At 74.2% G+C, this 25613-nt stretch carries 27 protein-coding genes; 19 read left to right on the forward strand and 8 right to left on the reverse strand.

The window, feature by feature from the left end; genetic code table 11:
• Positions 1 to 50 precede the first annotated feature (50 nt).
• Positions 51 to 662, forward strand: coding sequence for a TetR/AcrR family transcriptional regulator (locus tag H6H00_RS16830; protein WP_255425224.1), 612 nt, complete (start codon positions 51 to 53; stop codon positions 660 to 662).
• Here the strand turns inward: H6H00_RS16830 and yidD are convergent.
• From yidD to H6H00_RS16845, 3 genes are all read right to left on the reverse strand, one after another.
• Positions 656 to 1291 (reverse strand): membrane protein insertion efficiency factor YidD, encoded by a 636-nt coding sequence (yidD, locus tag H6H00_RS31885; protein WP_221775561.1) that lies wholly within the window; start codon positions 1289 to 1291, stop codon positions 656 to 658. The genes H6H00_RS16830 and yidD overlap by 7 nt on opposite strands.
• 87 nt (positions 1292 to 1378) lie before the next feature.
• On the reverse strand, positions 1379 to 6013 hold the full coding sequence (locus H6H00_RS16840; RefSeq protein WP_185716713.1) for an ATP-dependent helicase: 4635 nt from the start codon (positions 6011 to 6013) through the stop codon (positions 1379 to 1381).
• A complete protein-coding gene (locus tag H6H00_RS16845) occupies positions 5976 to 6914 on the reverse strand; it encodes a DMT family transporter (protein WP_185716714.1) in 939 nt (312 codons plus the stop codon). Before H6H00_RS16845 ends, H6H00_RS16840 begins: the two co-directional genes overlap by 38 nt.
• A gap of 61 nt (positions 6915 to 6975) precedes the next feature.
• Here H6H00_RS16845 and H6H00_RS16850 point away from each other — a divergent pair, with 61 nt between their 5' ends.
• Together H6H00_RS16850 and H6H00_RS16855 are read left to right on the forward strand one after the other, a co-directional pair.
• Complete coding sequence (locus H6H00_RS16850; protein ID WP_185716715.1) at positions 6976 to 7521, forward strand: TetR/AcrR family transcriptional regulator; 546 nt, start codon at positions 6976 to 6978, stop codon at positions 7519 to 7521.
• Between the two features lie 55 nt (positions 7522 to 7576).
• On the forward strand, positions 7577 to 8080 hold the full coding sequence (locus H6H00_RS16855; protein WP_185716716.1) for a hemerythrin domain-containing protein: 504 nt from the start codon (positions 7577 to 7579) through the stop codon (positions 8078 to 8080).
• On the opposite strand, the gene H6H00_RS32340 is transcribed toward H6H00_RS16855, so the two are convergent.
• The gene (locus H6H00_RS32340; RefSeq protein ID WP_255425225.1) at positions 8077 to 8199 is read right to left on the reverse strand and encodes a hypothetical protein; all 123 of its coding nucleotides are present in this window, start codon (positions 8197 to 8199) and stop codon (positions 8077 to 8079) included. The genes H6H00_RS16855 and H6H00_RS32340 overlap by 4 nt on opposite strands.
• Before the next feature lie 10 nt (positions 8200 to 8209).
• Positions 8210 to 9478 (reverse strand): CoA transferase, encoded by a 1269-nt coding sequence (locus H6H00_RS16860; protein ID WP_185716717.1) that lies wholly within the window; start codon positions 9476 to 9478, stop codon positions 8210 to 8212.
• Between the two features lie 18 nt (positions 9479 to 9496).
• Between H6H00_RS16860 and H6H00_RS16865 the strand changes: the two genes are divergently transcribed.
• The 3 genes from H6H00_RS16865 (at position 9497) to H6H00_RS32850 (ending at position 12205) form a co-directional block, all read left to right on the forward strand.
• The gene (locus H6H00_RS16865; RefSeq protein ID WP_185716718.1) at positions 9497 to 9691 is read left to right on the forward strand and encodes a DUF3046 domain-containing protein; all 195 of its coding nucleotides are present in this window, start codon (positions 9497 to 9499) and stop codon (positions 9689 to 9691) included.
• A 181-nt stretch (positions 9692 to 9872) separates the two neighbouring features.
• Positions 9873 to 10925: a recombinase RecA gene (gene recA / locus H6H00_RS16870; RefSeq protein WP_425566819.1), complete on the forward strand. Its 1053-nt coding sequence runs from the start codon at positions 9873 to 9875 to the stop codon at positions 10923 to 10925.
• 2 nt (positions 10926 to 10927) lie between these two features.
• Positions 10928 to 12205, forward strand: coding sequence for a RecX family transcriptional regulator (locus H6H00_RS32850; protein ID WP_344736006.1), 1278 nt, complete (start codon positions 10928 to 10930; stop codon positions 12203 to 12205).
• A 10-nt stretch (positions 12206 to 12215) separates the two neighbouring features.
• Here H6H00_RS32850 and H6H00_RS16880 read toward each other — a convergent pair whose 3' ends face one another.
• A complete protein-coding gene (locus H6H00_RS16880) occupies positions 12216 to 12941 on the reverse strand; it encodes a mycothiol-dependent nitroreductase Rv2466c family protein (RefSeq protein ID WP_185716719.1) in 726 nt (241 codons plus the stop codon).
• Positions 12942 to 12949: 8 nt separating this feature from the next.
• Positions 12950 to 13891 carry a LysR family transcriptional regulator gene (locus H6H00_RS16885; RefSeq protein WP_185716720.1) on the reverse strand — a complete coding sequence of 314 codons (942 nt, stop codon included), beginning with the start codon at positions 13889 to 13891 and terminating at the stop codon, positions 12950 to 12952.
• A gap of 258 nt (positions 13892 to 14149) precedes the next feature.
• On the opposite strand from H6H00_RS16885, the gene H6H00_RS16890 reads away from it, so the two are divergent.
• From H6H00_RS16890 to H6H00_RS16920, 7 genes are all read left to right on the forward strand, one after another.
• Positions 14150 to 14866, forward strand: coding sequence for a succinate dehydrogenase cytochrome b subunit (locus H6H00_RS16890; RefSeq protein ID WP_185716721.1), 717 nt, complete (start codon positions 14150 to 14152; stop codon positions 14864 to 14866).
• Positions 14867 to 14868: 2 nt separating this feature from the next.
• Positions 14869 to 16812: a fumarate reductase/succinate dehydrogenase flavoprotein subunit gene (locus H6H00_RS16895; RefSeq protein ID WP_379539698.1), complete on the forward strand. Its 1944-nt coding sequence runs from the start codon at positions 14869 to 14871 to the stop codon at positions 16810 to 16812.
• On the forward strand, positions 16809 to 17564 hold the full coding sequence (locus tag H6H00_RS16900; protein WP_185716722.1) for a succinate dehydrogenase/fumarate reductase iron-sulfur subunit: 756 nt from the start codon (positions 16809 to 16811) through the stop codon (positions 17562 to 17564). The genes H6H00_RS16895 and H6H00_RS16900 overlap by 4 nt, the downstream gene beginning before the upstream one ends.
• 186 nt (positions 17565 to 17750) lie before the next feature.
• The gene (sdhC, locus tag H6H00_RS16905) at positions 17751 to 18536 is read left to right on the forward strand and encodes a succinate dehydrogenase subunit SdhC (protein WP_185716723.1); all 786 of its coding nucleotides are present in this window, start codon (positions 17751 to 17753) and stop codon (positions 18534 to 18536) included.
• Positions 18537 to 18542: 6 nt separating this feature from the next.
• On the forward strand, positions 18543 to 20468 hold the full coding sequence (locus H6H00_RS16910) for a fumarate reductase/succinate dehydrogenase flavoprotein subunit (protein WP_185716724.1): 1926 nt from the start codon (positions 18543 to 18545) through the stop codon (positions 20466 to 20468).
• Positions 20465 to 21220, forward strand: coding sequence for a succinate dehydrogenase/fumarate reductase iron-sulfur subunit (locus H6H00_RS16915; RefSeq protein WP_185716725.1), 756 nt, complete (start codon positions 20465 to 20467; stop codon positions 21218 to 21220). Before H6H00_RS16910 ends, H6H00_RS16915 begins: the two co-directional genes overlap by 4 nt.
• A gap of 88 nt (positions 21221 to 21308) precedes the next feature.
• Positions 21309 to 22184, forward strand: a complete 876-nt coding sequence (locus H6H00_RS16920) for a 2-dehydropantoate 2-reductase (RefSeq protein ID WP_185716726.1) — start codon at positions 21309 to 21311, stop codon at positions 22182 to 22184.
• Here H6H00_RS16920 and H6H00_RS16925 read toward each other — a convergent pair.
• Positions 22181 to 22459: a PspA/IM30 family protein gene (locus H6H00_RS16925; protein ID WP_185716727.1), complete on the reverse strand. Its 279-nt coding sequence runs from the start codon at positions 22457 to 22459 to the stop codon at positions 22181 to 22183. The genes H6H00_RS16920 and H6H00_RS16925 overlap by 4 nt on opposite strands.
• A 165-nt stretch (positions 22460 to 22624) precedes the next feature.
• Between H6H00_RS16925 and H6H00_RS16930 the strand changes: the two genes are divergently transcribed.
• From H6H00_RS16930 to H6H00_RS16955, 6 genes are read left to right on the forward strand one after another with little or no spacing between them, the layout of a single operon-like run.
• Entirely contained in the window at positions 22625 to 23368 is a 744-nt protein-coding gene (locus H6H00_RS16930; protein ID WP_185716728.1) for a hypothetical protein, read from the forward strand.
• 1 nt (position 23369) lies between these two features.
• Positions 23370 to 23864 (forward strand): hypothetical protein, encoded by a 495-nt coding sequence (locus H6H00_RS16935; protein WP_185716729.1) that lies wholly within the window; start codon positions 23370 to 23372, stop codon positions 23862 to 23864.
• Positions 23861 to 24571 (forward strand): hypothetical protein, encoded by a 711-nt coding sequence (locus H6H00_RS16940; protein ID WP_185716730.1) that lies wholly within the window; start codon positions 23861 to 23863, stop codon positions 24569 to 24571. Before H6H00_RS16935 ends, H6H00_RS16940 begins: the two co-directional genes overlap by 4 nt.
• 9 nt (positions 24572 to 24580) lie before the next feature.
• Complete coding sequence (locus tag H6H00_RS16945; RefSeq protein WP_185716731.1) at positions 24581 to 24727, forward strand: hypothetical protein; 147 nt, start codon at positions 24581 to 24583, stop codon at positions 24725 to 24727.
• 54 nt (positions 24728 to 24781) lie between these two features.
• Entirely contained in the window at positions 24782 to 25294 is a 513-nt protein-coding gene (locus H6H00_RS16950; RefSeq protein WP_185716732.1) for a hypothetical protein, read from the forward strand.
• On the forward strand, positions 25291 to 25605 hold the full coding sequence (locus H6H00_RS16955; protein WP_185716733.1) for a hypothetical protein: 315 nt from the start codon (positions 25291 to 25293) through the stop codon (positions 25603 to 25605). Before H6H00_RS16950 ends, H6H00_RS16955 begins: the two co-directional genes overlap by 4 nt.
• The last annotated feature ends 8 nt before the right edge of the window (positions 25606 to 25613 follow it).

Here is a 25613-nt window from a genome sequence, read left to right on the forward strand (position 1 = left end):
GCTCGGCCGCGGTGGGCGGGACCCGGCTCCCCGGCCGCGGCCGGGCCCGCGTGACCACCTCCCGGGCGCCGGAGGACCGGCGGGCGGCGCGGCGGGCGGAGATCGTCACCGCCGCCGCCCGGATCTTCGCCGACCAGGGCTACGCCGCGGTCGGGATGCGCGACGTCGCCGAGGCGGTCGGGATCCGCGGCGCCAGCCTCTACCACCACTTCGCGTCCAAGGAGGAGATCCTCTACGCGGTCTGCCTCAGCGTCACCGAGGAGCCGAACGCCCTCAACCTGCCCCTGCTCGACGCCCCCGGCACCCTCTCGCACCGCCTCGCCTCGCTCGTCCGCGGCCACCTGCGGCACCTGCACCGGCGCCGCGTCGAGCACCTCGTCGGGCTGCACGAGATGGCCGCGCTGAGCCCCGAGCACCGGGCGGTGATCGACGACCACCGCCGCTGGTACCAGCGGCGGGTCCGCGACTGCGTCGCCGCCGGGATGGCGGCGGGGGAGTTCGGCGTGCCCGACGCCCGGCTGGCCGCGTTCGCGATCTGCGACATGCTCAACGGCTTCTCCCACTGGTTCCACGCCGACCGCGAGCTCGCCCTCGACGACGTCGTCGAGGGCTACGTCGAGCTCGTCGTCGGCCGGTTGCTGGGGTCGCCGGACTTCTACTGACCCCTACCGGCCGCACTCCCCGACGCGCCGCACTCCCGGATGCGCCGCGCCGCCAGCACCAGCCCGCGGCGCACGCCCCGCTCCTCGACGGCGGTCAGCGCGTAGGCGCTGCAGCTCGGCGTCGACGGGCAGCGCGGGGTGAAGCGGGTGAGCCGGCGCCGGTAGAACCGGATCAGGCCGCGGACCGGTGCACCGCCGCCGACGTCGGGCAGGACCGCTGCGGCCAGCAGGAGCAGGGTGGACAGGCGGGTCAGCGCGAGCAGCGACAGGTTGCAGTCGCACCCGTCGCACCCGCCCCCGCCGGAGCGGCCCCCGCCCCCGCCGCCGCACCCCCAGCCGGGGTCGGACCCGCCGCCGGAGCGGCCGGACACCCCGGATCCGCCTCCGGACCCACCGGGTCCGCCTCCCCAGCCGTCCGATCCGCCACCGCGGCCGGAGCGACCGCCCCCGCCGCGGCCGATCGGCACGTCGATACCGGACCCGGCGTCCACGATGTCGGCGGCTCCCTCGACCGCGTCGGAGGCGTCCTCCCGGTCCTCCTGCCGCCGCTGCGCCTTACGACGCCGCTCCTCCTCCCGCTGTCGCCGTCGCCGTTCCTCGGGGGTCTCCTCGTCGGGCCCGGGCCCCATGCCGCCTCCTCGCCGCGTCTCCTGGGCGGGAGTGTGCCGCACGTCGACCGGGACGGGTCCCGGCTCCCCGCGGGCCGGCAGGGGTGGTCAGGCCCGCAGGCGCAGTCCCTTGGGCGTGACCCGGAACCCGGCCTCGGTGAGCACGTCGGCCAGCTCCGAGCCCAGCGACCCGACGCCGTCGGCCTTCTCCACCGCGAGCGAGCCGAGCCAGCCCTCGTGCACCGCCCCGGCCAGGGCCTGCGCGGCGGCCGACAGCTCGGCGTGCTCGGTGGTGAACGACAGCAGCGACTTCCCGCCCCGCTCGACGTACAGCGCGGGTGCCCCCTCCACGAGCACCACCAGTGCCCCCGCCTTGCGACCGGGGCGGTGCTTCGTCTCCCCGAGCGTGTCGGGCCAGGGCAGCGCCGCGCCGTAGGGCTGGGCCGGGTCGGCCGCGGCGAGCACCACGCGGGACAGACCGCCGTCCTCGCTGCCGGACCCGTCGGGCCGCGACATCGCCCGCAGCCGGTCGATCGCCCCGGGCACCGCGAACTGCGCCGCCCCGAGCCCCTCCACGACGTAGCCGCGCCGGGCCCGCCCGGAGTCCTCCATCGCGCGCAGCACCCGGTAGACCGCCGCGAACCCGCCGACCACCCGCTCGGTGCCCAGCGCCCCCCGGGTGAGTACGCCGTGCCGCTCCAGGAACGCCTCCGCCCGGGCGTGCGCGCGGCGGGTGGCGTCGGGTTCCCGCTCGACGCCGAGCGCCCACCGCCCGCCCACCGACGGCGGCCCGCCGCGGCTCGGCATGGTGGGCCGCCCGGCCCGCAGCTGTGCGTACCGGCCGCGCGACGCCGTGCGTCGGGTGCGGTGCGCCCCGCCCTTGCCGCCGGAGAGCCGGGCCCGCAGCGGGCCGAGGGTGTCGTTGGTGAGCAGACCGGCCCAGACGAGGTCCCAGATGGCCGCGACCACGGCGTCGTCGCCCGGGCTCGGCTCCCCGTCGTCGACGAGCGCGCGCCCGGCCCGCTCGGCCAGCTCCCGGAAGAACAGCGCGCCCCCGCCGTCGAGGGCGCCGAGCAGGGCCCGGTGCAGCGGGGCGTCGGCGACGTCGGTCTCCGGTTCGGGCAGCAGCAGGTCGGCGACGTCGGCGGGCGCGATCGCGAGCCAGCCGTCGCTCCCGGCGAGCGGTCCGCACCCGGTCCAGGTGACCTCGCCGGCCGCCGTGAGCTCGTCGAGCAGGGCCGGGGTGTAGCCGGGCAGCCGCGCGGGCAGGATCAGCGACTCCAGCGCGCTCGCCGGCAGCGGGGCCCCGGCCAGCTGCTCCACCACCCCGAGGACGTCCTCCGCGCCCGGGGCGCGGCGCATCCGGCCGCGGCGGCCGTCCTCCGCTCCCGTGCGCACGCCCTGCCACGCGGGCAGGAACCGCCCCAGCGCCCGCTGCTCCACCGGCTCGACCTCGGCGCGCAGCCGCGCGAGCGACCCGCGCCGCAGCCGCCGCAGCACCTCGGCGTCGCAGTACTCGATGCCCTCCGCGCCGGGCCGCAGCTCCCCGCGGACCACCCGGCCCGAGCCGACCAGCCGGTCGAGCACCCCGGCCACGACGGCGACGCCCAGCCCGAAGCGCGCCGCGCAGTCGGGGGCGGCGAACGGGCCGTGGGTGCGGGCGTAGCGGAGCACGAGGTCGCCCAGCGGGTCGGCGACCGGCTCGGTGAACGCCTCCGGCACCCCGACGGGCAGGGCGGCGCCGAGCGCGTCGCGCACGCGCCCGGCGTCCTCGATGGCGAGCCAGCGCTCCTCGCCGCCCATCCGCACCCGGATCGCGCGGCGCGCGGACTCGAGCCCCTGCAGCCACTCGACCGCGACCCCGCGGGCCGCGGCCTCCGCGGTGGTGAGGTCGCCGAGGAACCGCAGCAGGTCGGCCGCGCCCTCCGCGTCGCGGGCGTGGCGGTCCTCCACGAGGCGCTGCAACGAGGCCTCGACCTCGGCCAGCACCTCGGGGTCGAGCAGCTCCCGGATCGCCTCGGAGCCCAGCAGCTCCGCGAGCAGCGTGGAGTCGAGCGACAGCGCGGCGGCGCGGCGCTCGGCCAGCGGGGCGTCGGCCTCGTAGAGGAACATCCCGACGTAGCCGAACAGCAGGCTCCGGGCGAACGGCGACGGTGCCGGCGTGGCCACCTCGACGACGTGCACCTTCCGCGACTGCACGTCGGCCATCAGCGAGCGCAGCCCCGGCAGGTCGTAGACGTCCTGCACGCACTCCCGCATCGCCTCGAGCGTGACCGGGAACTGCTCGTAGCGCCCCGCCACCGCGAGGAGCTGGGCCGACTTCTGCCGCTGCTGCCACAGCGGCGCCCGCCGCTTGGGGTCGCGGCGGGGGAGCAGCAGCGACCGCGCCGCGCACTCCCGGAACCGCGACGCGTAGAGCGAGGACCCGCCCAGCTCCGCGACGACGATCTGCTCCACCTCCGCGGGGTCGAGCAGCACGTCCTCGGCGGTGGGCACGACCTCGGTGCCGGCGTCGTCGACGGCGTCGGGCAGGCGCAGCACGATCCCGTCGTCGCCGGCGGAGGCCTGGCACTCGACGCCGCGCCGCTCGCGCATCCGCGCGGTGATCGCGAGCGCCCAGGGGCCGTTGACCTGGCGGCCGAACGGCGAGTGCACGACGAGCCGCCAGTCGCCCAGCTCGTCGCGGAAGCGCTCGACGAGGATCGTGCGATCGCTCGGGACGTGCCGCGTGGCGTCGCGCTGCTCGTGCAGGTAGGCGAGCAGGTTGTCGATCGCCCAGGTGTCGAGGCCGGCCGCCGTGGCCCGTTCCCGCGCGTCGGCGTCGGGCAGGGCCGACATCTCCCGCACGAACGCCCCCACCGCGCGGCCGAGCTCCAGCGGGCGGCCGATCGACTCGCCCTTCCAGAACGGCATCCGCGCCGGGACCCCCGGGGCCGGGGTGACGATCACCCGGTCGTGCGTGATGTCCTCCACCCGCCAGCTCGACGTGCCGAGCAGGAACGTGTCGCCCACCCGGGACTCGTAGACCATCTCCTCGTCGAGCTCGCCGACCCGCGACCCGGCTCCGTCGGCCCCGCCGGGCGTCATCACGGTGAACAGCCCGCGGTCGGGGATCGTGCCGCCCGAGGTGACGGCGAGCCGCTGCGCACCCGGCCGCCCCTGCAGCGTGTCGGTGACGCGGTCCCAGGTGATCCGGGCGCGCAGCTCGCCGAACTCCTCCGAGGGGTAGCGGCCGGCCAGCATGTCGAGCACCGAGTGCAGGGCGGAGTCGGGCAGTGCGGCGAACGGGGCGGCGCGGCGGACGACCCGGCTGAGGTCGTCGAGCGCCCACGGCTCCAGCGCCACCATCGCGACGATCTGCTGCGCCAGGACGTCGAGCGGGTTGCGCGGGTAGCGCATCGACTCGATCTGCCCGGAGCTCATCCGCTCGGCGACGACCGCGCACGAGACCAGGTCGCCCCGGAACTTGGGGAAGACCACGCCGGTGGAGATCGCCCCCACCTGGTGCCCCGCCCGCCCGACGCGCTGCAGCCCCGACGCCACGCTCGGCGGCGCCTCCACCTGCACCACGAGGTCGACCGCGCCCATGTCGATGCCCAGCTCCAGGCTCGACGTGGCCACCACGCACGGCAGCAGCCCGGCCTTGAGCTCCTCCTCCACGAGCGTGCGCTGCTCGCGCGACATCGACCCGTGGTGCGCCTTCGCCACCGTCGGGGAAGCCCCGGCGCCGATCCCGGACTGCCCGACGGCCTCGGCGGGGAACGCGGCGTCCGGGCGGTCGAGATCGACCGCCTCCTCGACCTCCTCGGCCGCGAGCTCGTTGAGCCGCGACGTCAGCCGCTCGGCCAGTCGCCGGGAGTTGGAGAACACGATCGTGGACCGGTGGGCCCGCACCAGCTCCAGCAGCCGCCGCTCCACGGCGGGCCAGATCGACGGCTTCTGCGCCGTGCCCGCCGCCGACCCGATGACCTCCTCGTCGGAGCTGCCAGGCGCGGGCCGCTCGTCGAGCGCGGCCAGGTCGGGCACCGGGACCTCGACCGTCACCTGGATGGTCTTCGGGATCGCCGGCTGCACGATCTCCACCGGCCGCGCGCCCGCGAGGAACGTGGACACCTCGTCGATCGGGCGCACGGTGGCGGAGAGCCCGATGCGCTGCGCCGGCTGCGGCAGCAGCTCGTCGAGCCGCTCCAGCGACAGCGCCAGGTGCGCGCCGCGCTTGGTGCCGGCCACCGCGTGCACCTCGTCGAGGATCACGGTCTCCACGCCCTTGAGCGACTCCCGCGCCGCCGAGGTGAGGATGAGGAACAGCGACTCCGGCGTGGTGACCAGCACGTCGGGCGGGGTGCGCATGAAGGAGCGCCGCTCGTCGGCCGGGGTGTCGCCCGTGCGCATGCCGACCGTGACGTCGGGGACCGCGTGCCCCAGCCGCTGCGCGGCCTGCCGGATGCCGGTCAGCGGCGAGCGCAGGTTGCGCTGCACGTCGACCGCCAGCGCCTTGAGCGGCGAGACGTAGAGCACCCGGCACCGGTGCTTCGGCTCGTCGGGCACCGGCGAGGACGCCAACCGGTCGAGCGCCCAGAGGAACGCCGCCAGCGTCTTGCCCGAGCCCGTGGGGGCGACGACGAGCGCGTGCCGCCCGGCCTGCGCGGCGCTCCACGCCCCCTCCTGGGCCGCGGTGGGCGCGGCGAAGGCCCCCGTGAACCAGTCACGGGTGGCGGGGGAGAACCCGGCGAGCGCGGTCATGGGCACCATCATGCGCCGGGGGTCCGACAGTTTCCTGCGGACGCCCGAGCAGCACCAGCCCGACGCCGACCGCGCACGCCGCCGCGCCCGGCCACGCCAGCACCCCCGGGACCTCCCCGAACATCAGGAACGCCCACGCCGCCGTGACCGGCGGGGTGAGGTAGAGCAGCGTGCTCACGCGCAGGGCCCCGCTGCGGCGCAGCACGACCAGGTAGGACCCGTACCCGCCGAACGACGACAGGAGCACCACCCACGCGACGGCCCACCAGAACGCGGGGTCAGCGGGCGGCACGAGGTCCCCGGTGCCCGCGGCGGCCGTGACGAACAGCGCGGCCGCGACCGCCGTCTGCATCGTCAGCGACTGCAGCGGCGTCTCCGGGGCGCGCATCCGGCGCTGCAGCACCGTGCCCGCGGTGAGCGCGAGCATCCCGCCCACGGGCAGCAGGTACGCCCACCCCGGCGCGGTGCCGCCGCCCACGTCCCCCGCCACGACCCAGACGACTCCGACCAGCCCGATCGCCAGCCCCGCGCGCTGGCGCCCCGTCGTCCGCTCGCCCAGCAGCGGGCCGCCGACGACCGCGACGAGCAGCGGCTGCACCGCCGCGATCAGCGCCGCGGTCCCGGCCGGCACCCCGAGCCCGACCCCGGTCACGATCCCGCCGAGGTAGAGGACCTGCACCAGCACCCCCAGCCCGGCCTGCCGCCGCCACGCGCCGGGCGGGGTCGGGCGGCGCAGCGCCGCGGCCACCAGCCCCAGCAGCAGCGCCCCGACCACGTACCGCCAGGCCAGCAGCGTCACCGCGGGTGCGGTCCGGGTGCCCAGCTCGGCCCCGACGAAGCCCGAGCTCCACAGCACCACCAGTGCGGCCGCCGCGAGGCCGTCGACCCTTCTTCCTGTCATGGGTTCGACGTAACCACACCGGTCGGTATACTCGCAGTGTCCCCGACGGAAGGACCGCACCGTGCCCGACCCGCTCGACCCCGGACCCCCGCTCACCGCCGCGGGGGAGCGCCTCGTCGTCGCCGCGTCGGAGCTGTTCTACCGGCACGGGATCCGCGCCGTCGGCGTCGACCTCATCGCCGAGCGCGCCGGCACGACGAAGAAGACGCTCTACGACCGCTTCGGCTCGAAGGACGCCCTCGTCGCGCTGTACCTGCGCCGCCGCGCCCGCACCTGGCAGGCGTTCCTGGCCGAGCGCACCCGGGGCGACGGCTCCGTGCTCGCCGTGTTCGACGCGCTCGACGCCTGGCTCGTCTCCCAGGACCGCGGCTGCGCCTTCGTCAACGCCTACGCCGAGATCGGCGGCACCGACCATCCCGGGGTCGCCGTCGTCCGGGCGGAGAAGGAGTGGATGCGGGAGCTGTTCGCCGGACTGGTCGGCGACGCCGGACTCGGTGCGCAGCTGCACCTGCTCTACGAGGGCGCGGCCGTCATGGTCACCGCGGGCGGGCGGCCCGACGCCGTGGCGCGCGCCCGGGACGCCGCCCGGGCGCTGCTCGGGGTTTGACCGCCGCGCCGACCGGGAACAAGGCCGCGACCGAACCCGACAGGAGCCCACCACCATGCCCGACGTCATCCGCCTCATCCTCGACGACCACGAGTCCTTCCGCGCCCGCTTCGCCGAGCTGGAGAAGCTGCACGACGACGCCACCGCGGCCGCCGCGATCTGGGCGCCGCTGGCCGCCGAGCTCGAGGTGCACGCCACGGCCGAGGAGCAGTTCTTCTACCCGCAGCTCCTCAAGCGCGTCGAGGACATGGAGGACGAGACCGAGGACGCCGTCGGCGACCACGACGACATCCGCAAGGGCATCCGGCGCGCCGCGGCCGCCGAGCTCGGCAGCGACGAGTGGTGGGCCGGGATCAAGGACGCGCAGGAGGCCAACGACCACCACCTGGCCGAGGAGGAGCGCGACGACCTCGCGCCGTTCCTGGAGAAGGCCACGCTCGAGGTCCGCCACCAGGTCGGGGAGAAGTTCGCGGCGTTCAAGCGCGAGCACGCCCACGGGGCGGGGCTCGACTACTCCGACACCGGCGCGGAGGAGTACATGGAGGAGCACACCTCCTAGCGCCTGCGGTTCTGCCACCACCAGCGCAGCAGCAGCGTCAGCGACGTCAGCAGCATCATCAGCACGACGAGCTGTCCGAGCGGCGACGAGAAGCCGGTGGGATCGCCCGAATAGTCCACATCGACGAGGCTACCGCCAGCGCGGTTCGGCCGTCCCGAACGACGGGGCGGGCCCGGACCAGCGCAGCGGCTCGCCGTCGACGGAGCCGGGGGGCGCGGCGAGCGTGAGGTCCCCGACGTCCTGCAGGTGGGGGGCCGGGTCGACGTCGGCGACGTCGGCGACGGCCGACCGCGGTAGGTCCTGCAGCCACGCGGCCGTGCCGGCGAGCGAGAGCCGTACGTGCCGCGTGCCGCCCTCGCGCCGCTGCGCCGCCAGGGCGAGCAGCGTCGCGGCGGCGCCGAGGTAGCCGGTGGCGTGGTCGAGGACCTGGGCGGGCAGGGCGCCCGGGGCCTCGGCCGAGCCCTCCTCGACGGCGATCCCGCACGCCGCCTGCACCAGCGAGTCGAACCCGCGGCGCCCGCCCCACGGACCCTGCTCGCCCCACGCGGACAGCGTGACGACGACGAGCCCGGGATGGCGCTGCGCGAGGGCCTGCGGGGAGAGCCCGAAGGCGTCGAGCGCACCGGGGCGGTAGCCGGTGACCACCACGTCCGCCCCGGCCAGCAGCTCCTCGCGGCGCGCGGCGTCGTGCAGGTCGAGCAGGGCGGAGCGCTTGCCGGGCAGCGTGTCGGCGGCCTGCAGCGGGATCTCGGGGCGGTCCGGGTGGTCCAGGCGCAGGACGTCGGCGCCGTGCAGGGCCAGGGTGCGGGTGGCGACGGGGCCGGCGATGACGCGCGTCAGGTCGAGCACCCGCGGCCTGCGGGCGGGCCGGGGCGCGGCGTCGCCGACGACGTGCCGCTTGACCAGCGGCGGAGGTGCTCCGGTCTCCGCCCGCCACCGCTGCGCCGTGCGCACCGCGGCACCCACCCCGCCCGCCGCGTGCAGCGCGGTCTCGAGCTCGACGCCCGCGCGCTCGGCGATCGCCGCGGGAGCCCGCTCCTCGGTGGTGCCGAGCACCCGCAGCGCCGCCGCCCGGTGCCACGGGTAGTTCGCGTGCAGCCGCAGCCACCCGTCGGCGGTGCGGTGGAACGCGGAGAGCGGATCGAACACCGACCCCGCCGACCGCCCGCCGCGGAGCACGTACCGCTCGCTGCGCAGCGCGATCGCCAGTGCCCGCGTGTCGAGGGCGACGGGCCGGTCGGTGGCGGCCAGCAGGGACGCCCCGACGGCCGCGGTCCCGGCGGCGGTGACGGCGAACGTCGAGCGCAGCGGGGCGGGCGGGCCGGTCACGGTGAGCCGGTCGAGGTCCTCGCGCGCTCCGCCGAGCGCCGCCCAGACCCGGTGGAGCGGGGTCGTCACGGCGCTAACCTAGTGCGCGTGCGCCTGACCCAGTTCCGTGAGCTGATGGAGGGCGAGTTCGGGGCCGTGCGTGCGGCGTCGCTCGCCCACGACCACGTGTTCGCCGAGCTCGGCGACCGCACGGTGGAGCAGGCGCTGGAGTTCGGCTACGACGCTCGTGAGGTGTGGCGGGCGGTCTGCGCCGCCTACGACGTGCCGCCCGCGCGGCAGTAGGGCCGCCGCCCGGCGCGGGATCCTAGCCGCCCGGCGTGTCAGCGTCGCTATCGAACAGGTGTTCGCTAGTGTGTTGTCCACATGGCGTGGTGGCCGTCCACAGTTCCGGACCTCGCCCGCAGATCGTCGGTGGTCGGCCCTACGGTCGATATCGACACCTCAGATGTTCGACACGACCACGATGTGGAGCCCGGCGATGATCGCACCCGACCGCGAGAAGGCGCTCGAACTCGCCCTCGCCCAGATCGAGAAGAACCACGGCAAGGGCTCGGTGATGCGCCTGGGCGACGACACCCGTCCGCCGGTGGGCATCATCCCCACGGGGTCGATCGCGCTCGACGTCGCGCTCGGCGTGGGCGGCCTGCCCCGCGGCCGCGTCGTGGAGATCTACGGGCCGGAGTCCAGCGGAAAGACCACGGTCGCGCTGCACGCGGTGGCCAACGCCCAGGCCGCGGGCGGCATCGCGGCCTTCATCGACGCCGAGCACGCGCTCGACCCGGAGTACGCGAAGGCGCTGGGAGTCGACACCGACAACCTGCTCGTCTCCCAGCCCGACACGGGGGAGCAGGCGCTCGAGATCGCCGACATGCTCATCCGGTCCGGCGCGCTCGACCTCATCGTCGTCGACTCGGTGGCCGCGCTCGTGCCCCGCGCCGAGATCGAGGGCGAGATGGGCGACAGCCACGTCGGCCTGCAGGCCCGGCTGATGAGCCAGGCGCTGCGCAAGATCACCGGTGCGCTGAGCAACTCCGGCACCACGATGATCTTCATCAACCAGCTGCGCGAGAAGATCGGCGTCATGTTCGGCTCGCCGGAGACCACCACCGGTGGCAAGGCGCTCAAGTTCTACGCCTCGGTCCGGCTCGACATCCGCCGCATCGAGACGCTCAAGGACGGCTCCGACATGGTCGGCAACCGCACCCGCGTCAAGGTCGTGAAGAACAAGGTGGCCCCGCCGTTCAAGCAGGCGGAGTTCGACATCCTCTACGGCGTCGGGATCAGTCGGGAGGGTTCGCTGGTCGACGTCGGCGTCGAGCAGGGCCTCGTCCGCAAGTCCGGTGCCTGGTACACCTACGAGGGCGACCAGCTCGGGCAGGGCAAGGAGAACGCCCGCAAGTTCCTGCGCGAGAACCCCGATGTCGCCAACGAGATCGAGAAGCGCATCAAGGAGAAGCTCGGCATCGGTGCCGTGGTCGACGCCGACGTGCCCGTCCCCGCCCCCGTCGACTTCTGATCGTGGGCGGTCGGGTCGCCCGGTTCGACGCCGACGGGGACGACCCCGGTCGGTCCGACGGGCCCGGCGCGGAGTCCGCGCCGGCGTCCCAGGCCCGGCTGGACGCGGTCGGCGCCGCCGAGGAGCCGGCCGCCGCGGTCGCCACCTTCGCCGGTCTCGCGTCCGCCCCCGGCGGCAGCCCGACCGCTGCCGACCCGACCGGCGCCGATCCGGCGGCTGATCCGACCGCCGCCGACCCGGCGGGAACCGGCCCGGCACGGGCCGGCCCGGCCGGGGCCGGTCAGCACGGCAGCGGTCCGGGCACGGACGGCGCCGGGAGCGGCCCGGACGACCGGGCCCCGGACGCCGTGCCCGAGGACGCCGTGCCCGAGGACGCCGGGCTCGAGGGCACCGGGGTCGAGGGCACCGGGCGTCCGCGACCCGGTGCGGCGGCGGTGGCACGTCTCGGGGACGCGCTCGACGCCCCACCCGCCGCGCGGGTGGCCGGACTGCAGGTGCCCGAGGTCGCACCGTCCGCCGCGCCCCGCACGGCACGGTTCGGGGAGGGCGGCCGCAGCGGCTCCCCGTCCCGCCGCGGAGCACGCGGCGGCGCGGCGCGGGCGCGTCGGGAGGCCCCGGGAACCTCGGGTTCGGCGGCCCGACGGGCGCGGCGCGACCGGGCGGACGCCGCGGAGACCATCGACCCCGGGGTCCCGCCGACCGACGACGGGCCGAGCGGGGCGGCGGCGGCCGAGACGCCGCGGCGCGGCTGGGGTCCCAAGCAGATCGACCCCGACGCCGATCCGCTGGTCGCGGCCCGCGAGATCTGCCTGCGGCTGCTCACCGACCGCGCCCGCACCCGGCACGAGCTGGCGCAGGCGCTGAGGCAGCGCGGCGTTCCCGACGAGGCCGCCGAGTCGGTGCTGAGCCGCTTCGACGAGGTCGGCCTCATCGACGACGCCGCGTTCGCCGGGCAGTACGTCCGGTCCCGGCACACCTACCGCGGCCTGTCCCGGCGGGCGATCGCGATGGAGCTGCGGCGCAAGGGCGTCGACGACGAGGTGGCGGGGGAGGCGTTGGAGGAGGTCGACCCCGAGTCCGAGGAGCAGCGGGCCCGCGAGCTGGTCGACCGCAAGCTGCGCACCGTCCCCGCCGACACCCCGGAGCAGCGCACGAAGGCGGCCAACCGGCTGGTCGGGATGCTCGCCCGCAGGGGCTACGGCGGCGGCATCGCCTACCGGGTGGTGCGGGAGGCCCTCGCGGCCCACGGGGCGGAGATCGACGAGCTCGGCGAGGGCTGACCCGCGCCGGTCAGCGCTTCTGCCGGCGGCTCCCGCCGTGCCAGTCCTGCTGCACCCCGACCTCGTCGTCGGCCACACCGAGCGCCCGGAGCCGGGGCAGCTCGCGCAGGCTGCGCTTGAGCTCGGCGAACCCGGGGAAGCGGGCCAGGGCGATGACGTGGTCCCACAGCTCGGCCGCCTCGTCGGGGGCGGGCAGGCGGCTGATCACCGGGCCGAAGAACGCCACGCCGTCCGGCGGCTCGAACTGCAGGATCGGGGTGCCGACGTCCTTGCCGGTCAGGGAGAGGGCCTCGTCGGTCTCGGCCTGGATCTGCGCGTCCCAGGACGGGTCGTCGAGGGCGTCCGCGAGACCGGCGGGCAGCCCGGTGCCGGCCAGGACGGGGGCGACGAACTCCGCCGTGCCCCGGTGGCCGTGGAAGGCGGCCTCGTCCGGCACCGGGTCCCGGTCGAAGATGGCCGCGCCCAGTGCGGCGTAGAGCCGGTCGACGGCATCGGGGCCGTGCTCCGCGCGGGTGGCGGCGGCCATCCGCAGCAGGCGCAGCCCCGCGGTGTGGCCCGCCTCGTACTCGGGCGGGAAGTGGGCGTCGTAGTCGATGTGGGCGTTGAGCAGCCGCAGCGAGATGAACCGCCACTCGACGGAGTAGTCGCGGGCGGCCTGGACCTGCCGCACCCACTTGCTGGTCATCCACGCGAAGGGGCAGACGGGGTCGAAGTAGAAGTGCACGTCGGCGGCCATGGGGAGAGCTAATCAGGACGGCGCAGCACCTGCACGTCCCCGGGCAGGCCGTCGCCGGCGGAGAGCTCGGTGAGGAACGACAGCAGCGTGTCCCGGAACGCCGTCATCGCGTGCGTGGGGTCGAGGTCGGCGCGGCGGGCCAGCGCCACGGTGCGGTAGAGCGGGGGCGTGAGCACGGTCCGCCGCAGTCGCGGCCGGCCGGCGAACACCAGGTCCGGCACCACCGCGACCCCCGTCCCGGCCTCGACGAGCCGCAGGACCGCGTCCATCTCCCCGCCCTCCACGGCGAACCGCGGCGTCTCACCGGCGTCGGCGTAGGCCCGGAGCACCGACTCGCGCACGTCGTAGCCCTGCCGCGGGACGATCAGCGGGCGGCGGGCCAGCTCGTGGACGGTCAGCGACCCGCGCGGGGACGGCGCGCGCTCCGAGGCGGGGGAGGCCACCGACAGCCGCTCCCGCAGGACCGGGGTGGTGTGCAGGGCGGTGTCGACGCCGGAGCTCGGGACGATCACCAGCGCCACGTCGAGCTCGCCGCGCACGAGCGAGCGCACCAGCGGCTGCGACCCGCTCTCGACCAGCTCCAGCCGCACGTCGGGGTACTGCTCGTGGAAGACGCGCAGCACGTCGGCGAGCACGCCGATGCACAGCGACGGGGTGGCGCCGACCCGCACCCGCCCGCGCTGCAGCCCGATCAGCTCCGCGACGCCGGTGCGGGCCCGGTCGGCGTCGGCCAGCATGCGCCGGGCCAGCGGCAGCACGACCTCGCCCGCGGGGGTGAGGGCGATGCCCTCCCGCCCCCCGCGCTGCACCAGCGGCGCCCCCAGCTCGGTCTCGAGGACCCGCAGCTGCCGCGACAGCGTCGGCTGCGCGACCCCCACCGCGTCGGCGGCCCGGGTGAAGCTGCGCGAGTCGGCCAGTGCCACGAGGTAGGCGAGCTGCGTCAACGTCACGCTCCATAGCCTACGAGCATCGAGCGATCACTGCCGATACCCACACGCGCCCACTGTCCCGGCCCCGCACCGCACCGGGGTGGCTTCACTGCAACCCGGCTGCAGTGGAGCCACCCCACTGCGAGTGAAGCGGGGCACGTGAGGCGACCCTCAGTCACGCCCTGAGCTGCGCCGATGCGTCAGGTATAGCGACAGGGCACCGATCATGGCCGACCGATGCATTGGACGACCCCCACGCCCGGTGGTCACGCTGACGCCATGGTCTCCCTGGCTCAGCGCGCGAACGGTGGTGCGCCGACCCGACGTGCTCCGCGGCCGTCGTCCGTGCAGCTCAAGTACGTGATGGCCGTCTCCGGCGCGGTCATGTTCCTCTACCTCGTCGCGCACATGATCGGCAACCTGAAGATCTTCCTCGGGGCCGAGTCGCTGGACCTCTACGCGGAGTGGCTGCGCGTCGTCGGCGAGCCCGCGCTGCCGGAGCAGACCGTCCTGTGGATCGTGCGGATCGTGCTGCTGGCCGCCGTCGTCGGCCACATCGTCGCGGCGACGATGCTCGCCCGCCGCGCGTCGCGGGCCCGCCCGGTGAAGTACGCGCACAAGAGCCGGGTGGCGGGGTCCTACGCCACCCGCACGATGCGGTGGGGCGGCGTGATCGTCGCGCTGTTCATCGTCTACCACATCCTCGACCTGACGACGGGCACGCTGAACCCCAACGGCGTCTACGGCGACGTCTACGCCAACCTCGTGGCCGACTTCGCGCCGCAGCGCTGGTACGTCACCGCGTTCTACGTCCTGTCGATCCTCGCCCTGACCCTGCACCTGCGCCACGGGCTGTGGAGCGCGCTGCAGTCGCTGGGCCGCACCCGCGGCGGCAACCTCGTCGCGCTCAAGACGACGGCGAACGTCGTCGCGATCGCGCTGGCCGTCGGCTTCCTCGCCGTCCCGCTGTCGATCACCTTCGGATTGGTGTCCTGAGCATGAGCATGTACAGCGACTTCACGATCGGTGAGCCGATCGTCGACACCGCGGCCCCCGACGGGCCCATCGAGACCCGCTGGGAGCGCCGCCGGTTCGGCGTGAAGCTGGTCAACCCGGCCAACAAGCGCAAGATGAAGATCATCGTGGTGGGCACGGGCCTGGCCGGCGGTTCGGCCGCGGCGACGCTGGCCGAGGCCGGCTACCAGGTGTCGAGCTTCTGCTACCAGGACAGCCCGCGCCGCGCGCACTCGATCGCCGCGCAGGGCGGGATCAACGCCGCGAAGAACTACCGCAACGACGGCGACTCGGTGCAGCGGCTGTTCTACGACACCGTCAAGGGCGGCGACTTCCGCGCCCGCGAGTCCAACGTGCACCGCCTCGCCGAGGTCAGCGTGCAGATCATCGACCAGTGCGTGGCGCAGGGCGTGCCGTTCGCCCGCGAGTACGGCGGCCTGCTCGACAACCGCTCCTTCGGCGGCGTGCAGGTCTCCCGCACCTTCTACGCCAAGGGCCAGACGGGTCAGCAGCTCCTGCTGGGCGCCTACCAGGCCCTGGAGCGCCAGATCGACGCCGGTCGCGTCGAGATGCACACCCGCCACGAGATGCTCGAGCTCGTCGTCGTCGACGGCCGGGCCCGCGGGATCATCGTCCGGGACATGGTGACCGGCGAGATCGAGACCCACCTCGCCGACGCCGTGGTGCTGGCCAGCGGCGGCTACGGCAACGTCTTCTACCTGTCGACCAACGCCAAGGGCTGCAACGTCACCGCGACCTGGCGCGCGCACCGCAAGGGCGCGCTGTTCGCGAACCCGTGCTTCACCCAGATCCACCCGACGTGCATCCCGGTCTCCGGCGACCACCAGTCGAAGCTGACGCTGATGAGCGAGTCGCTGCGCAACGACGGCCGCATCTGGGTGCCGAAGGAGATGGGCGACACCCGCCCGCCGAAGGACATCCCCGAGGACGAGCGCGACTACTTCCTCGAGCGGCAGTACCCGGCGTTCGGCAACCTGGTGCCGCGCGACATCGCCAGCCGCGCGGCCAAGACGGTGTGCGACGCCAAGCGCGGCGTCGGCCCGTCGGGGCTGGGCGTCTACCTGGACTTCTCCGAGATCATCGAGCGGACCGGGCAGGCCGCGGTGGCCGCGAAGTACGGCAACCTCTTCGACATCTACGAGCGCATCACCGGGGAGAACCCCTACGAGGTCCCGATGCGGATCTACCCGGCGGTGCACTACACGATGGGCGGGCTGTGGGTCGACTACGACCTGCAGAGCACGATCCCCGGCATGTTCGTCGTCGGCGAGGCGAACTTCTCCGACCACGGCGCCAACCGGCTCGGCGCGTCCGCGCTGATGCAGGGCCTGGCCGACGGCTACTTCGTCCTGCCGAACACGATCGGCGACTACCTGGCCAAGAGCCACCTGGAGCCGGTCGCCGACGACGCCCCCGAGGTGGTCGAGGCACGCACGCAGGTCACCGACCGGATCGAGAAGCTCCTGTCGATCGACGGCGTGCGCACCGTCGACTCCTTCCACCGCGAGCTGGGCCACATCATGTGGGACTACTGCGGCATGGAGCGCACCGACGAGGGCCTGCGCAAGGCGCTCGACCTGATCAAGGACCTCCGTCGCGAGTTCTGGCAGTCGGTCAAGGTCCCCGGCTCGGCGGCCACGCTGAACCAGTCGCTGGAGAAGGCCGGCCGGGTGGCCGACTTCCTCGAGCTCGGCGAGCTGATGTGCCTCGACGCGCTGCACCGCACGGAGTCCTGCGGCGGCCACTTCCGCGCCGAGAGCCAGGTCGACGGCGAGGCCGAGCGCGACGACGAGAACTTCTCCTACGCCGCGGCGTGGGAGTTCACCGGTGTCGGCGAACCCCCGGTCCTGCACAAGGAGGACCTGGTCTTCGACTACGTCACCCCGAGCCAGCGGAGTTACAAGTGAAGCTCACCCTGAAGGTCTGGCGCCAGGACGCCCCCGAGGCCCCCGGGAAGATGGTGGGCTACCAGGTCGACGACGCCGACGAGGACATGTCGTTCCTGGAGCTCCTCGACGTCCTCAACGAGAAGCTGATCCTCTCGGGCGACGAGCCGGTGGCGTTCGACCACGACTGCCGCGAGGGCATCTGCGGCTCGTGCGCGATGGTGATCAACGGCGAGCCGCACGGCCCGCAGAAGGCCACCACCGCCTGCCAGCTGCACCTGCGGCACTTCCGCGACGGCGAGACGATCTTCGTGGAGCCGTGGCGGGCGGCGGCGTTCCCCGTGGTCAAGGACCTCGTCACCGACCGCAGCGCGTTCGACCGCGTCATCCAGGCCGGCGGGTTCATCAGCGCGCCGACGGGATCGGCCCCCGACGCCCACGCCACGCCCGTGCCCAAGCCCAACTCCGAGCGCGCGTTCACCGCGGCGGCCTGCATCGGCTGCGGTGCGTGCGTGGCGGCGTGCCCGAACGGGTCGGCGTCGCTGTTCCTCGGCGCGAAGATCACCCACCTCGGGGAGCTGCCGCAGGGCCAGCCCGAGCGCGACGACCGCGTCGTGCGGATGGTCGAGCAGCACGACGCCGAGGGCTTCGGCGGCTGCACCAACACCGGCGCGTGCACCGTGTCGTGCCCGAAGGAGATCCCGCTCGACGTCATCTCCCAGCTCAACCGCGACTACCTGAACGCCACGACGGGGAGCCGCCGCTCGGCCTGACCCGCCGCCGCCGACACCGGCCCGACCCCCACGGGGGCCGGGCCGCCCGTCGTGTCCCGGTGCGCCGCGCCGGATGTGACTCCCGTCTCGACCACGGGTTTTGTTCCCGACCCGTCACTGAAGTGGTGAGCGTTACGTCGTAGGCTCCGCGAAGTTTCGACCGCGGAAGACGAGGACCCCAACGACGTGTCATCCACCACAGACGCGGCAGGAGGCCGGGCGCAGATCTCGGCCAGGACGCTGCGCACCGACCGCTGGTGGCTCCCGCCACTGCTCAACTTCGCCGGGCTCGCGGCCTGGGTCGTCTACGCGACCGTCCGCGCTTTCCAGCAGGACAACTACTGGGTCGGGGAGTACGAGTACCTGACCCCGTTCTACTCGCCGTGCTTCTCGGTGGGCTGCGTCCCGGAGGCGTCGCACTTCGGGCAGTTCCTGCCGGACGTCTGGTGGCTGCCGTACGCGTCGCTGACGCTGCCGTTCCTGCTGCTGTTCCGGCTCACCTGCTACTACTACCGCAAGGCGTACTACCGCGCCTTCTGGCTGTCGCCGCCCGCGTGCGCCGTGGCCGAGCCGCACAAGAAGTACACCGGCGAGACGCGCTTCCCGCTACTCGGGCAGAACCTGCACCGCTACTTCTTCTACGCCGCCGCGATCATCTCGCTGATCAACACCTACGACGCGATCCTGTCGTTCCGCACCGGCATCGGCCTGGGCAACATCATCCTGCTGCTCAACGTGATCGCGCTGTGGGCGTACACGATCTCGTGCCACTCCTGCCGCAGCATCGTCGGCGGCCGGATCAACAACTTCTCCAAGCACCCCGCGCGCTACAAGAGCTGGGTGTTCGTCTCGAAGCTCAACGCCAAGCACATGCAGCTCGCCTGGCTCACCCTGGCGACGCTGGCCATCACGGACTTCTACGTCATGGCCCTCGCGGCCGGCTGGATCTCCGACCTGCGGATCGTGGGGTGATCTGACATGAGCGAGAACATCGAGAAGCACGACTACGACGTCATCGTCATCGGGGCCGGTGGCGCCGGGCTGCGCGCGGCCATCGAGGCCCGCGCCCAGGGCAAGCGGACCGCGATCATCTCGAAGTCGCTGTTCGGCAAGGCCCACACGGTGATGGCCGAGGGCGGCTGCGCGGCCGCCATGGGCAACGTCAACAGCAACGACAACTGGATGGTCCACTACCGCGACACCATGCGCGGCGGGAAGTTCCTCAACAACTGGCGGATGGCCGAGCTGCACGCCAAGGAGGCGCCCGACCGCGTCTGGGAGCTGGAGACCTACGGTGCGCTGTTCGACCGCACCAAGGACGGCAAGATCAGCCAGCGCAACTTCGGCGGGCACACCTACCCGCGGCTCGCGCACGTCGGCGACCGCACCGGCCTGGAGCTGATCCGCACCCTGCAGCAGAAGATCGTGTCGCTGCAGCAGGAGGACTACAAGGAGACCGGCGACTACGAGTCGAACATCCGCGTCTTCCACGAGTGCACGATCACGGAGCTGTTCAAGGCCGACGGGAAGATCGCGGGCGCGTTCGCCTACTACCGGTCGACGGGGCAGTTCGTCCGCTTCGACGCCCCGGCCGTCGTGCTGGCCACGGGCGGCGTCGGCAAGAGCTACCAGGTCACGTCGAACTCCTGGGAGTACACCGGCGACGGGCACGCGCTGGCCCTGCGCGCGGGCGCCACGCTGATCAACATGGAGTTCCTGCAGTTCCACCCGACGGGCATGGTCTGGCCGCCCTCGGTGAAGGGGATCCTGGTCACGGAGTCGGTGCGCGGCGACGGCGGCATCCTCAAGAACTCCGACGGCAAGCGGTTCATGTTCGACTACATCCCGGACGTGTTCAAGGACCAGTACGCGACGACGCCCGAGGAGGGCGACCGCTGGTACGACGACCCGGACAACAACCGGCGCCCCCCGGAGCTGCTGCCCCGCGACGAGGTCGCGCGCGCGATCAACTCCGAGGTCAAGGCCGGTCGCGGCACCCCGCACGGCGGCGTGTACCTCGACATCGCCTCGCGGCGGTCGAAGGAGGAGATCCTCAAGCGCCTCCCGTCGATGTACCACCAGTTCAAGGAGCTGGCCGACGTCGACATCACCGCGGAGCCGATGGAGGTCGGGCCGACCTGCCACTACGTCATGGGCGGTGTCGAGGTCGACCCCGACACCGGCATGTCCGTCGTGCCCGGCCTGTTCGCCGCGGGGGAGTGCTCCGGCGGCATGCACGGCTCCAACCGGCTCGGCGGCAACTCGCTGTCGGACCTGCTGGTCTTCGGCCGCCGCGCCGGCGCCGGGGCGAGCGAGTACGTCGACGGGCTGGGCGGGACGCGTCCCGCGGTGCTCACCGACGACGTCGCCGAGGCCGAGCAGCGGGCGCTCCTGCCGTTCTCCAGCGCCACGGAGGGCGGGGAGAACCCGTTCGTCGTGCACCAGGAGCTGCAGAAGACGATGAACGACCTGGTCGGCATCATCCGCAAGGCCGACGAGATGGAGCTGGCGCTCAAGGCGCTGGAGGACATCGCGACGCGCACGCGGACCGTCAGCGTGGAGGGGGCACGGGTGTTCAACCCGGGCTGGCACCTCGCGCTGGACCTGCGCAACATGCTGCTCGTGTCGCTGTGCGTCGCGAAGGCGGCGCTGGAGCGCCAGGAGAGCCGCGGCGGGCACACCCGCGACGACTACCCGGTGATGGACTCCGACTGGCGCCACGTCCTGCTGCAGCTGTCCGCGCTCGGCGAGGACAACGTCGAGCTGGTCCGCAAGGAGCAGGTCCCGATGCGGCCCGAGCTGTTCGACCTGTTCGAGCTCGACGAGCTGAAGAAGTACTACACCGGCGAGGAGCTGGGCGGCCACCGCGCTGATTCGGCGGCCGACAAGGGGGAGAAGGCATGACCCACGACCAGCACTTCCGCGTCTGGCGCGGCGACGAGGAGAAGGGCGAGCTCGTCGACTACCCGGTGGAGGTGAACGAGGGCGAGGTCGTCCTCGACATCATCCACCGCCTCCAGGCCACCCAGGCCCAGGACATGGCCGTGCGCTGGAACTGCAAGGCCGGCAAGTGCGGCTCGTGCAGCGTCGAGATCAACGGCCGCCCGCGGCTGGCGTGCATGACGCGGATGTCGACCTTCGCCGAGGACGAGGTCATCACCGTCACGCCGCTGCGGACGTTCCCGGTGATCCGCGACCTCGTCACCGACGTGTCGTTCAACTACACCAAGGCGCGCGAGATCCCGTCCTTCGCGCCGCCCGAAGGTGTCGAGCCCGGTGACTACCGGATGGCGCAGGTCGACGTCGAGCGGAGCCAGGAGTTCCGCAAGTGCATCGAGTGCTACCTGTGCCAGAACACCTGCCACGTGGTCCGCGACCACGAGGAGAACAAGGAGAACTTCGCCGGCCCGCGCTACCTCATGCGGATCGCGGAGCTCGACATGCACCCCCTCGACTCCGCCGACCGGCAGAAGGCGGCGCAGGAGGAGCACGGCCTCGGGTACTGCAACATCACCAAGTGCTGCACCGAGGTCTGCCCCGAGCACATCAAGATCACCGACAACGCGCTGATCCCGCTCAAGGAGCGCGTCGTCGACCGCAAGTACGACCCGCTGGTGTGGCTGGGCAGCAAGATCTTCAAGCGGGGCGAGTCGTAGGCCACCCGCCCCCGGGTCGTCGCACGGCCACCGTCGCGCAGTCCGACTGCGGGACGGTGGCCGTGCGGCGATCAGGGGAGGGGTGCCGGTGCGCGTAGCCGTCGTGGGGGCCGGGGCGGTCGGGTGCACGCTGGCCGTCGCCCTCGTCGAGGCGGGGCTCGACGTCGTGCTGTGCGCCCGCTCGCCGCTGGACGCCGTCACCCTCACCGACGACGACCGCGGCACCCGCACCCACCGGGTCCCCGTCGCCGTCGATCCCGCCGCCGCACGACGGGCCGACCACGTCGTGCTGGCCACGAAGATCCACCAGACGGCGTCGGTCGCGCCCTGGCTCGTCGCGCTGACCGGACCGGACTCGGTCGTCGTCGCCGCGCAGAACGGCGTCGACCACGCCGACCGCGTGCCCGGGGAGCTGCGGGACCGGGTCGCGCCCGCGCTGGTCTACGTCAACGCCGAGCGCACCGGGCCCGGGCGGGTGCGCGCCCGGCGCACCGAGCGCGAGCTGGTGCTCGCCGACGACCCGTGCGGCCGGCGCGCCGCGGAGCTGTTCGCGCTGACGTGGCTGCGCGTGGAGACCGAGCCCGACTTCCGCACCGCGGCCTGGCGCAAGCTGCTCACCAACGTGGCGGCCAACCCGATCACCGCGCTGACGATGCGCCGCGTCGAGGTGCTGCGCGAGCCCGCCGTCGCGGAGCTGGCGCTGGCCGCGCTGCGCGAGACCGCGGCGGTGGGACGGGCGGAGGGGGCGGACCTCCCCGACGGCGCGGCCGAGGAGACGCTGCGCTGGCTGCAGGGCCTGCCCGCCGGGTCGACGAGCTCGATGCTGCAGGACCGCGTCGCCGGACGCCGGCTGGAGGCCGACGGGCTCACCGGCGCGGTGGTCGGGCTGGCCGGGCGACACGGCATCGACGTGCCCGCGAGCCGGGCCCTGCTCGCCCTCACCGCCGCGGTGGCGACCGGCTAGCCCATCGAGCGGCGGATCTCGTCGAGCCTCGCCTTCGCCGCCCGCTCACGCTCGGTGAACCGTTCGTCGACGCTGCGGCCCTCCGGTGTCGCGTCGGCCAGCTCGGTCGCTCCCTGTGACGCCGCGTGCCGACCCTCGATCCGGTCACGGACGTAGTCGAAGCTCGGAACGCCGTGTTCGTCGTAATCGGGACGCGGGGCCGTGACCGGTGGAATCTCCTCGGCCGGGACGTTCTCGGCGTCGATCGGCTCCGGATGCGGGGTCGGTTCGGTCATCTCGGACCTTTCGCGGCGGCGGTGCGGGCCCCGGCCACGCTACCCCGGTGACCACCCGAACGGCGCAGCTCATGAACCCGGGCGGCCGCGTCACGTCGCCGGTCCCCCCTCGTTGGACGGGGTGGGAGCCACCCGGTTCCCGTGACGCACCTGGAGGACGCGATCGTGGCTTCGACCACCCGGGCGGTCTCACTGGTCGCCCCCTCCGGCGCCCCGGTGGACCTCGAGGTCCCGGACGCGTTCGGCGAGTTCCGGTGGTTCGGCACCACCCGCTTCTCCGGCCCGCACCTGTCCCGGCAGTTCTTCCTGGCCCCGCTCGGCCAGCACCGCGCGATCCCGACGCACGTGCTGCCCGGGGCGACGGAGCGCGTGCAGCCGATGCGCGGCTACGACGCCGTGGTCTACGAGGCGCGCGACCGCTCCGAGTCCGCGCTCGTCCTCGCGGGCCCGCACCACGAGGCCACCACCTGGTTCGGCGGCCCGGCCCCGGACCTGATGGGCGTCAGCACGATGCTCACGTCCTTCCGCTACGAGGACGGCCCGCGCGGCGCGGCGCTGACGGCGGCGTCGCCGCTGCTGGTGTCGCAGCCCGACGTCGCCCTGATCGGGCACAGCGAGGCGGCGACGCTGATCGTCCGCCGCTCCGTCGACGTGCTGCCGAGCCTGCCGGAGTGGTCGGGCCTCGCGCTGCCGGGCGGCGAGCTGTGGCGGGCCGGACGGCTGCTGGACGACCGGGCCGCCGCGCTGGCCCCCGACAGCCCGCACCGGTGGCGGTTCATCCTCGCCGGCGACAGCCTCGCGATGGACCTCGTGCTGCTCGGCCCGGAGTCCGGACGCGCGGCCACCTCGATGAGCGAGGACCAGGTCGTCGACGCGCTGGGCACCCTGACCGGACGGTGGACGGCCTGACATGACCCTGCCCCTCGCCGTCGCGCTGCTGGCCCTGCTCGTCGCGCTGTTCGCCCTGGTCGCGCTCGTCGCCGTCTACGCGCGGGTGCGCGCACTGGAGTCCGGCCGGGCCGCCGAGCTGTCCGGCTACGCCCCCGTCGTCGGCCGCCCGGCACCCGCGGCGGTCCGGCCCCGGCCGGGGGAGAGCGGAGCCCTCGTCGCGGTGGTCGACGCCGACTGCTCCCAGTGCCACGAGGTCCACGCCCTGCTCGGGGAGGTCAGCCGGCCGGGCCTGCGGTTCGCCGCGGTGGCCGACCGGGCCGGGTTCGGGGAGAGCCTCGCCGAGCTCGTCGTCGACCACGACGTCCGCGCCGAGCTGTTCGAGGGCTACTCGCCGACCGTGCTCGCCCTCGACGCCCGTGGCGTCGTGACCCACCGCCGCTTCGTCTACGCCGACACCGACGTCCGCGGCCTGCTGCTCGACCTGATCGCGGAACACGAGGTGACCCGGGCATGACACGGCTCGACGAGATCCCCACGGCGGCGCAGCCGCCCGCGGGCGCGACGCCCAGCGCGGTCGTCGCCCGGATCCGGGCGGTGCGCCCCGGGCGCCGCACGGTGCTGCGCGGGCTGATCATCGCCGCGGCCGCCGCCGCGCTGGTGCCGCTGGACTGGTACCTGGTCCGGCGCGAGGCCGCCGCGGCCCAGCCGAGCACCGAGGGCGACGACAGGTCCGAGCACCTGGGCTGCAAGCCGGAGAGCTACCGCGAGGAGGCCGACAACTGGCCCTCCACCGGCACCGCCCTGTGCTACGGCGGCTGGCGCCGCGGCGGGTTCCCCTGCTCCGACGGCTACCACCGCGAGGGCAGCTACAAGGACGGGCCCGACGCCTTCGAGTCGACGCGGGTCACCCAGAGCTGCCACGGCCGCAACGCCTGGCGCTGGAACGGCCACCGCTGCTCCGACGCCACCACCTCGGTCGTGTACGCCGACGGCACCGAGTACCGCGGGATCACGATCGCCGCCTGCCCCGTGCCGGCCGGGTCGCCCGCGAACACCCCGGAGCCGCAGGCCCCGGAGGAGCCGACGAGCGGCTCCGGCTCCGGGTCCGGGTCCGGCTCCGACGACGAGGACGGCGGTCGCAGCGAGCCCGGCGGTGGCGACGGCCGCCGCGGGGGCGGCCTGCTGGGCGGTCTCGGCGCGCGCTCGCTCGCCGGGCGCTGACCCGCGGCGATGCCCGTCCGCGCCGCCCTGCACCCCGCGACGACCGCGGTGCTGCTGCTCGGGCTGGCGCTGCTCGGCGCGTGGCTCCCCGCGGTGTTCCTGCTGGCCGCGGTGGCCGGCGCCGGGGCCGGCTTCGCCAACTCCGGCAGCACTTGAAGCCACAACTCGGCGTTCCTGCTGAGCGCGTCGGTCTGGCGCGGTTCCCCGGTCGTGCGGTACTTCGGTGCCGGCCTGCTCCTCGGTGCGGTGCTCGTGGCGTTCGTCGCGGGCGTCGTCGGCGCGATCCCGCAGGCGCTCGTGCCCGCCCCCGTGCGCTGGGGCCTGCTCGGCGTCGCCGCGCTCGCGGTGCTGCTGCGCGAGTGCGGGCTGCTGTCGTTCCGGGTGCCGGAGAACGCGCGGCTGGTGCCCGAGGACGTGCAGCACCTGCGCGAGTGGGGGGCGCTGCAGTTCGGGTTCGAGATGGGCACCGGGATGCGGACCTACTCGCCGTCGGCGCTGCCGCACCTGGTGCTGCTCGCGGTCGTGCTCGTCGTCCCGTTCCCGGCAGCGTTCGCCGTCGCGGGCGGGTTCGCGCTGGGGCGCCTCGCGATGCCGCTGCTGTCCAACGCCTGGAGCTCCGACGGCGGCTGGACCGAGGTGTGGACGGGTGCGGAGCGCTGGGTGCGCCCGCTGCTGGCCCTGACGGTGGTGGGCGCGCTGGCGGCGGTCATGCTGGCGGGGTGAGAACGGTCTCGGTCGTCGCCGTCTACGACGTGTCCTGCCCGAGCTGCTCGGAGATCGCCCGCGAGCTGCCCGAGCTGCTGCGCGTCCCCGTCACGGTGCGCACCTGTCGCGATCCGGACCTTCCCGCGTCGGTCCCGGCCGCGGTGCGCCGCTGCGCCACGCCCGCGCTGGGGACCGTCCGCCGCGACGGGACCGTGCGCTGGTGGACGGGCCTGACCGGCGCGGTGGGCGTGCTGCCCGTCGTGCGACCGGGGGCGGCGCGGGAGGCGGTGGCGCTGCTGTGGAGCGCTTTCCGCACGGCGAGACACTAGCGTTGGGG

It is taken from the genome of Pseudonocardia petroleophila (assembly GCF_014235185.1).
In the GTDB taxonomy this organism is placed as follows: Bacteria; Actinomycetota; Actinomycetes; order Mycobacteriales; family Pseudonocardiaceae; genus Pseudonocardia; species Pseudonocardia petroleophila.

Coding starts and splice junctions, on each gene's coding strand:
- H6H00_RS16840 (WP_185716713.1), bottom strand. CDS start 6,013: ATGACCGCGCTCGCCGGGTTCTCCCCCGCCACCCGTGACTGGTTCACG.
- H6H00_RS16880 (WP_185716719.1), bottom strand. CDS start 12,941: ATGGCCGCCGACGTGCACTTCTACTTCGACCCCGTCTGCCCCTTCGCG.
- H6H00_RS16945 (WP_185716731.1), top strand. CDS start 24,581: ATGCCCGTCCGCGCCGCCCTGCACCCCGCGACGACCGCGGTGCTGCTG.
- H6H00_RS16915 (WP_185716725.1), top strand. CDS start 20,465: ATGACCCACGACCAGCACTTCCGCGTCTGGCGCGGCGACGAGGAGAAG.
- H6H00_RS16935 (WP_185716729.1), top strand. CDS start 23,370: ATGACCCTGCCCCTCGCCGTCGCGCTGCTGGCCCTGCTCGTCGCGCTG.
- H6H00_RS16845 (WP_185716714.1), bottom strand. CDS start 6,914: ATGACAGGAAGAAGGGTCGACGGCCTCGCGGCGGCCGCACTGGTGGTG.
- H6H00_RS16925 (WP_185716727.1), bottom strand. CDS start 22,459: ATGACCGAACCGACCCCGCATCCGGAGCCGATCGACGCCGAGAACGTC.
- H6H00_RS16910 (WP_185716724.1), top strand. CDS start 18,543: ATGAGCGAGAACATCGAGAAGCACGACTACGACGTCATCGTCATCGGG.
- yidD (WP_221775561.1), bottom strand. CDS start 1,291: ATGGGGCCCGGGCCCGACGAGGAGACCCCCGAGGAACGGCGACGGCGA.
- H6H00_RS16855 (WP_185716716.1), top strand. CDS start 7,577: ATGCCCGACGTCATCCGCCTCATCCTCGACGACCACGAGTCCTTCCGC.
- H6H00_RS16940 (WP_185716730.1), top strand. CDS start 23,861: ATGACACGGCTCGACGAGATCCCCACGGCGGCGCAGCCGCCCGCGGGC.
- H6H00_RS16895 (WP_379539698.1), top strand. CDS start 14,869: ATGAGCATGTACAGCGACTTCACGATCGGTGAGCCGATCGTCGACACC.
- recA (WP_425566819.1), top strand. CDS start 9,873: ATGTGGAGCCCGGCGATGATCGCACCCGACCGCGAGAAGGCGCTCGAA.
- H6H00_RS16890 (WP_185716721.1), top strand. CDS start 14,150: ATGGTCTCCCTGGCTCAGCGCGCGAACGGTGGTGCGCCGACCCGACGT.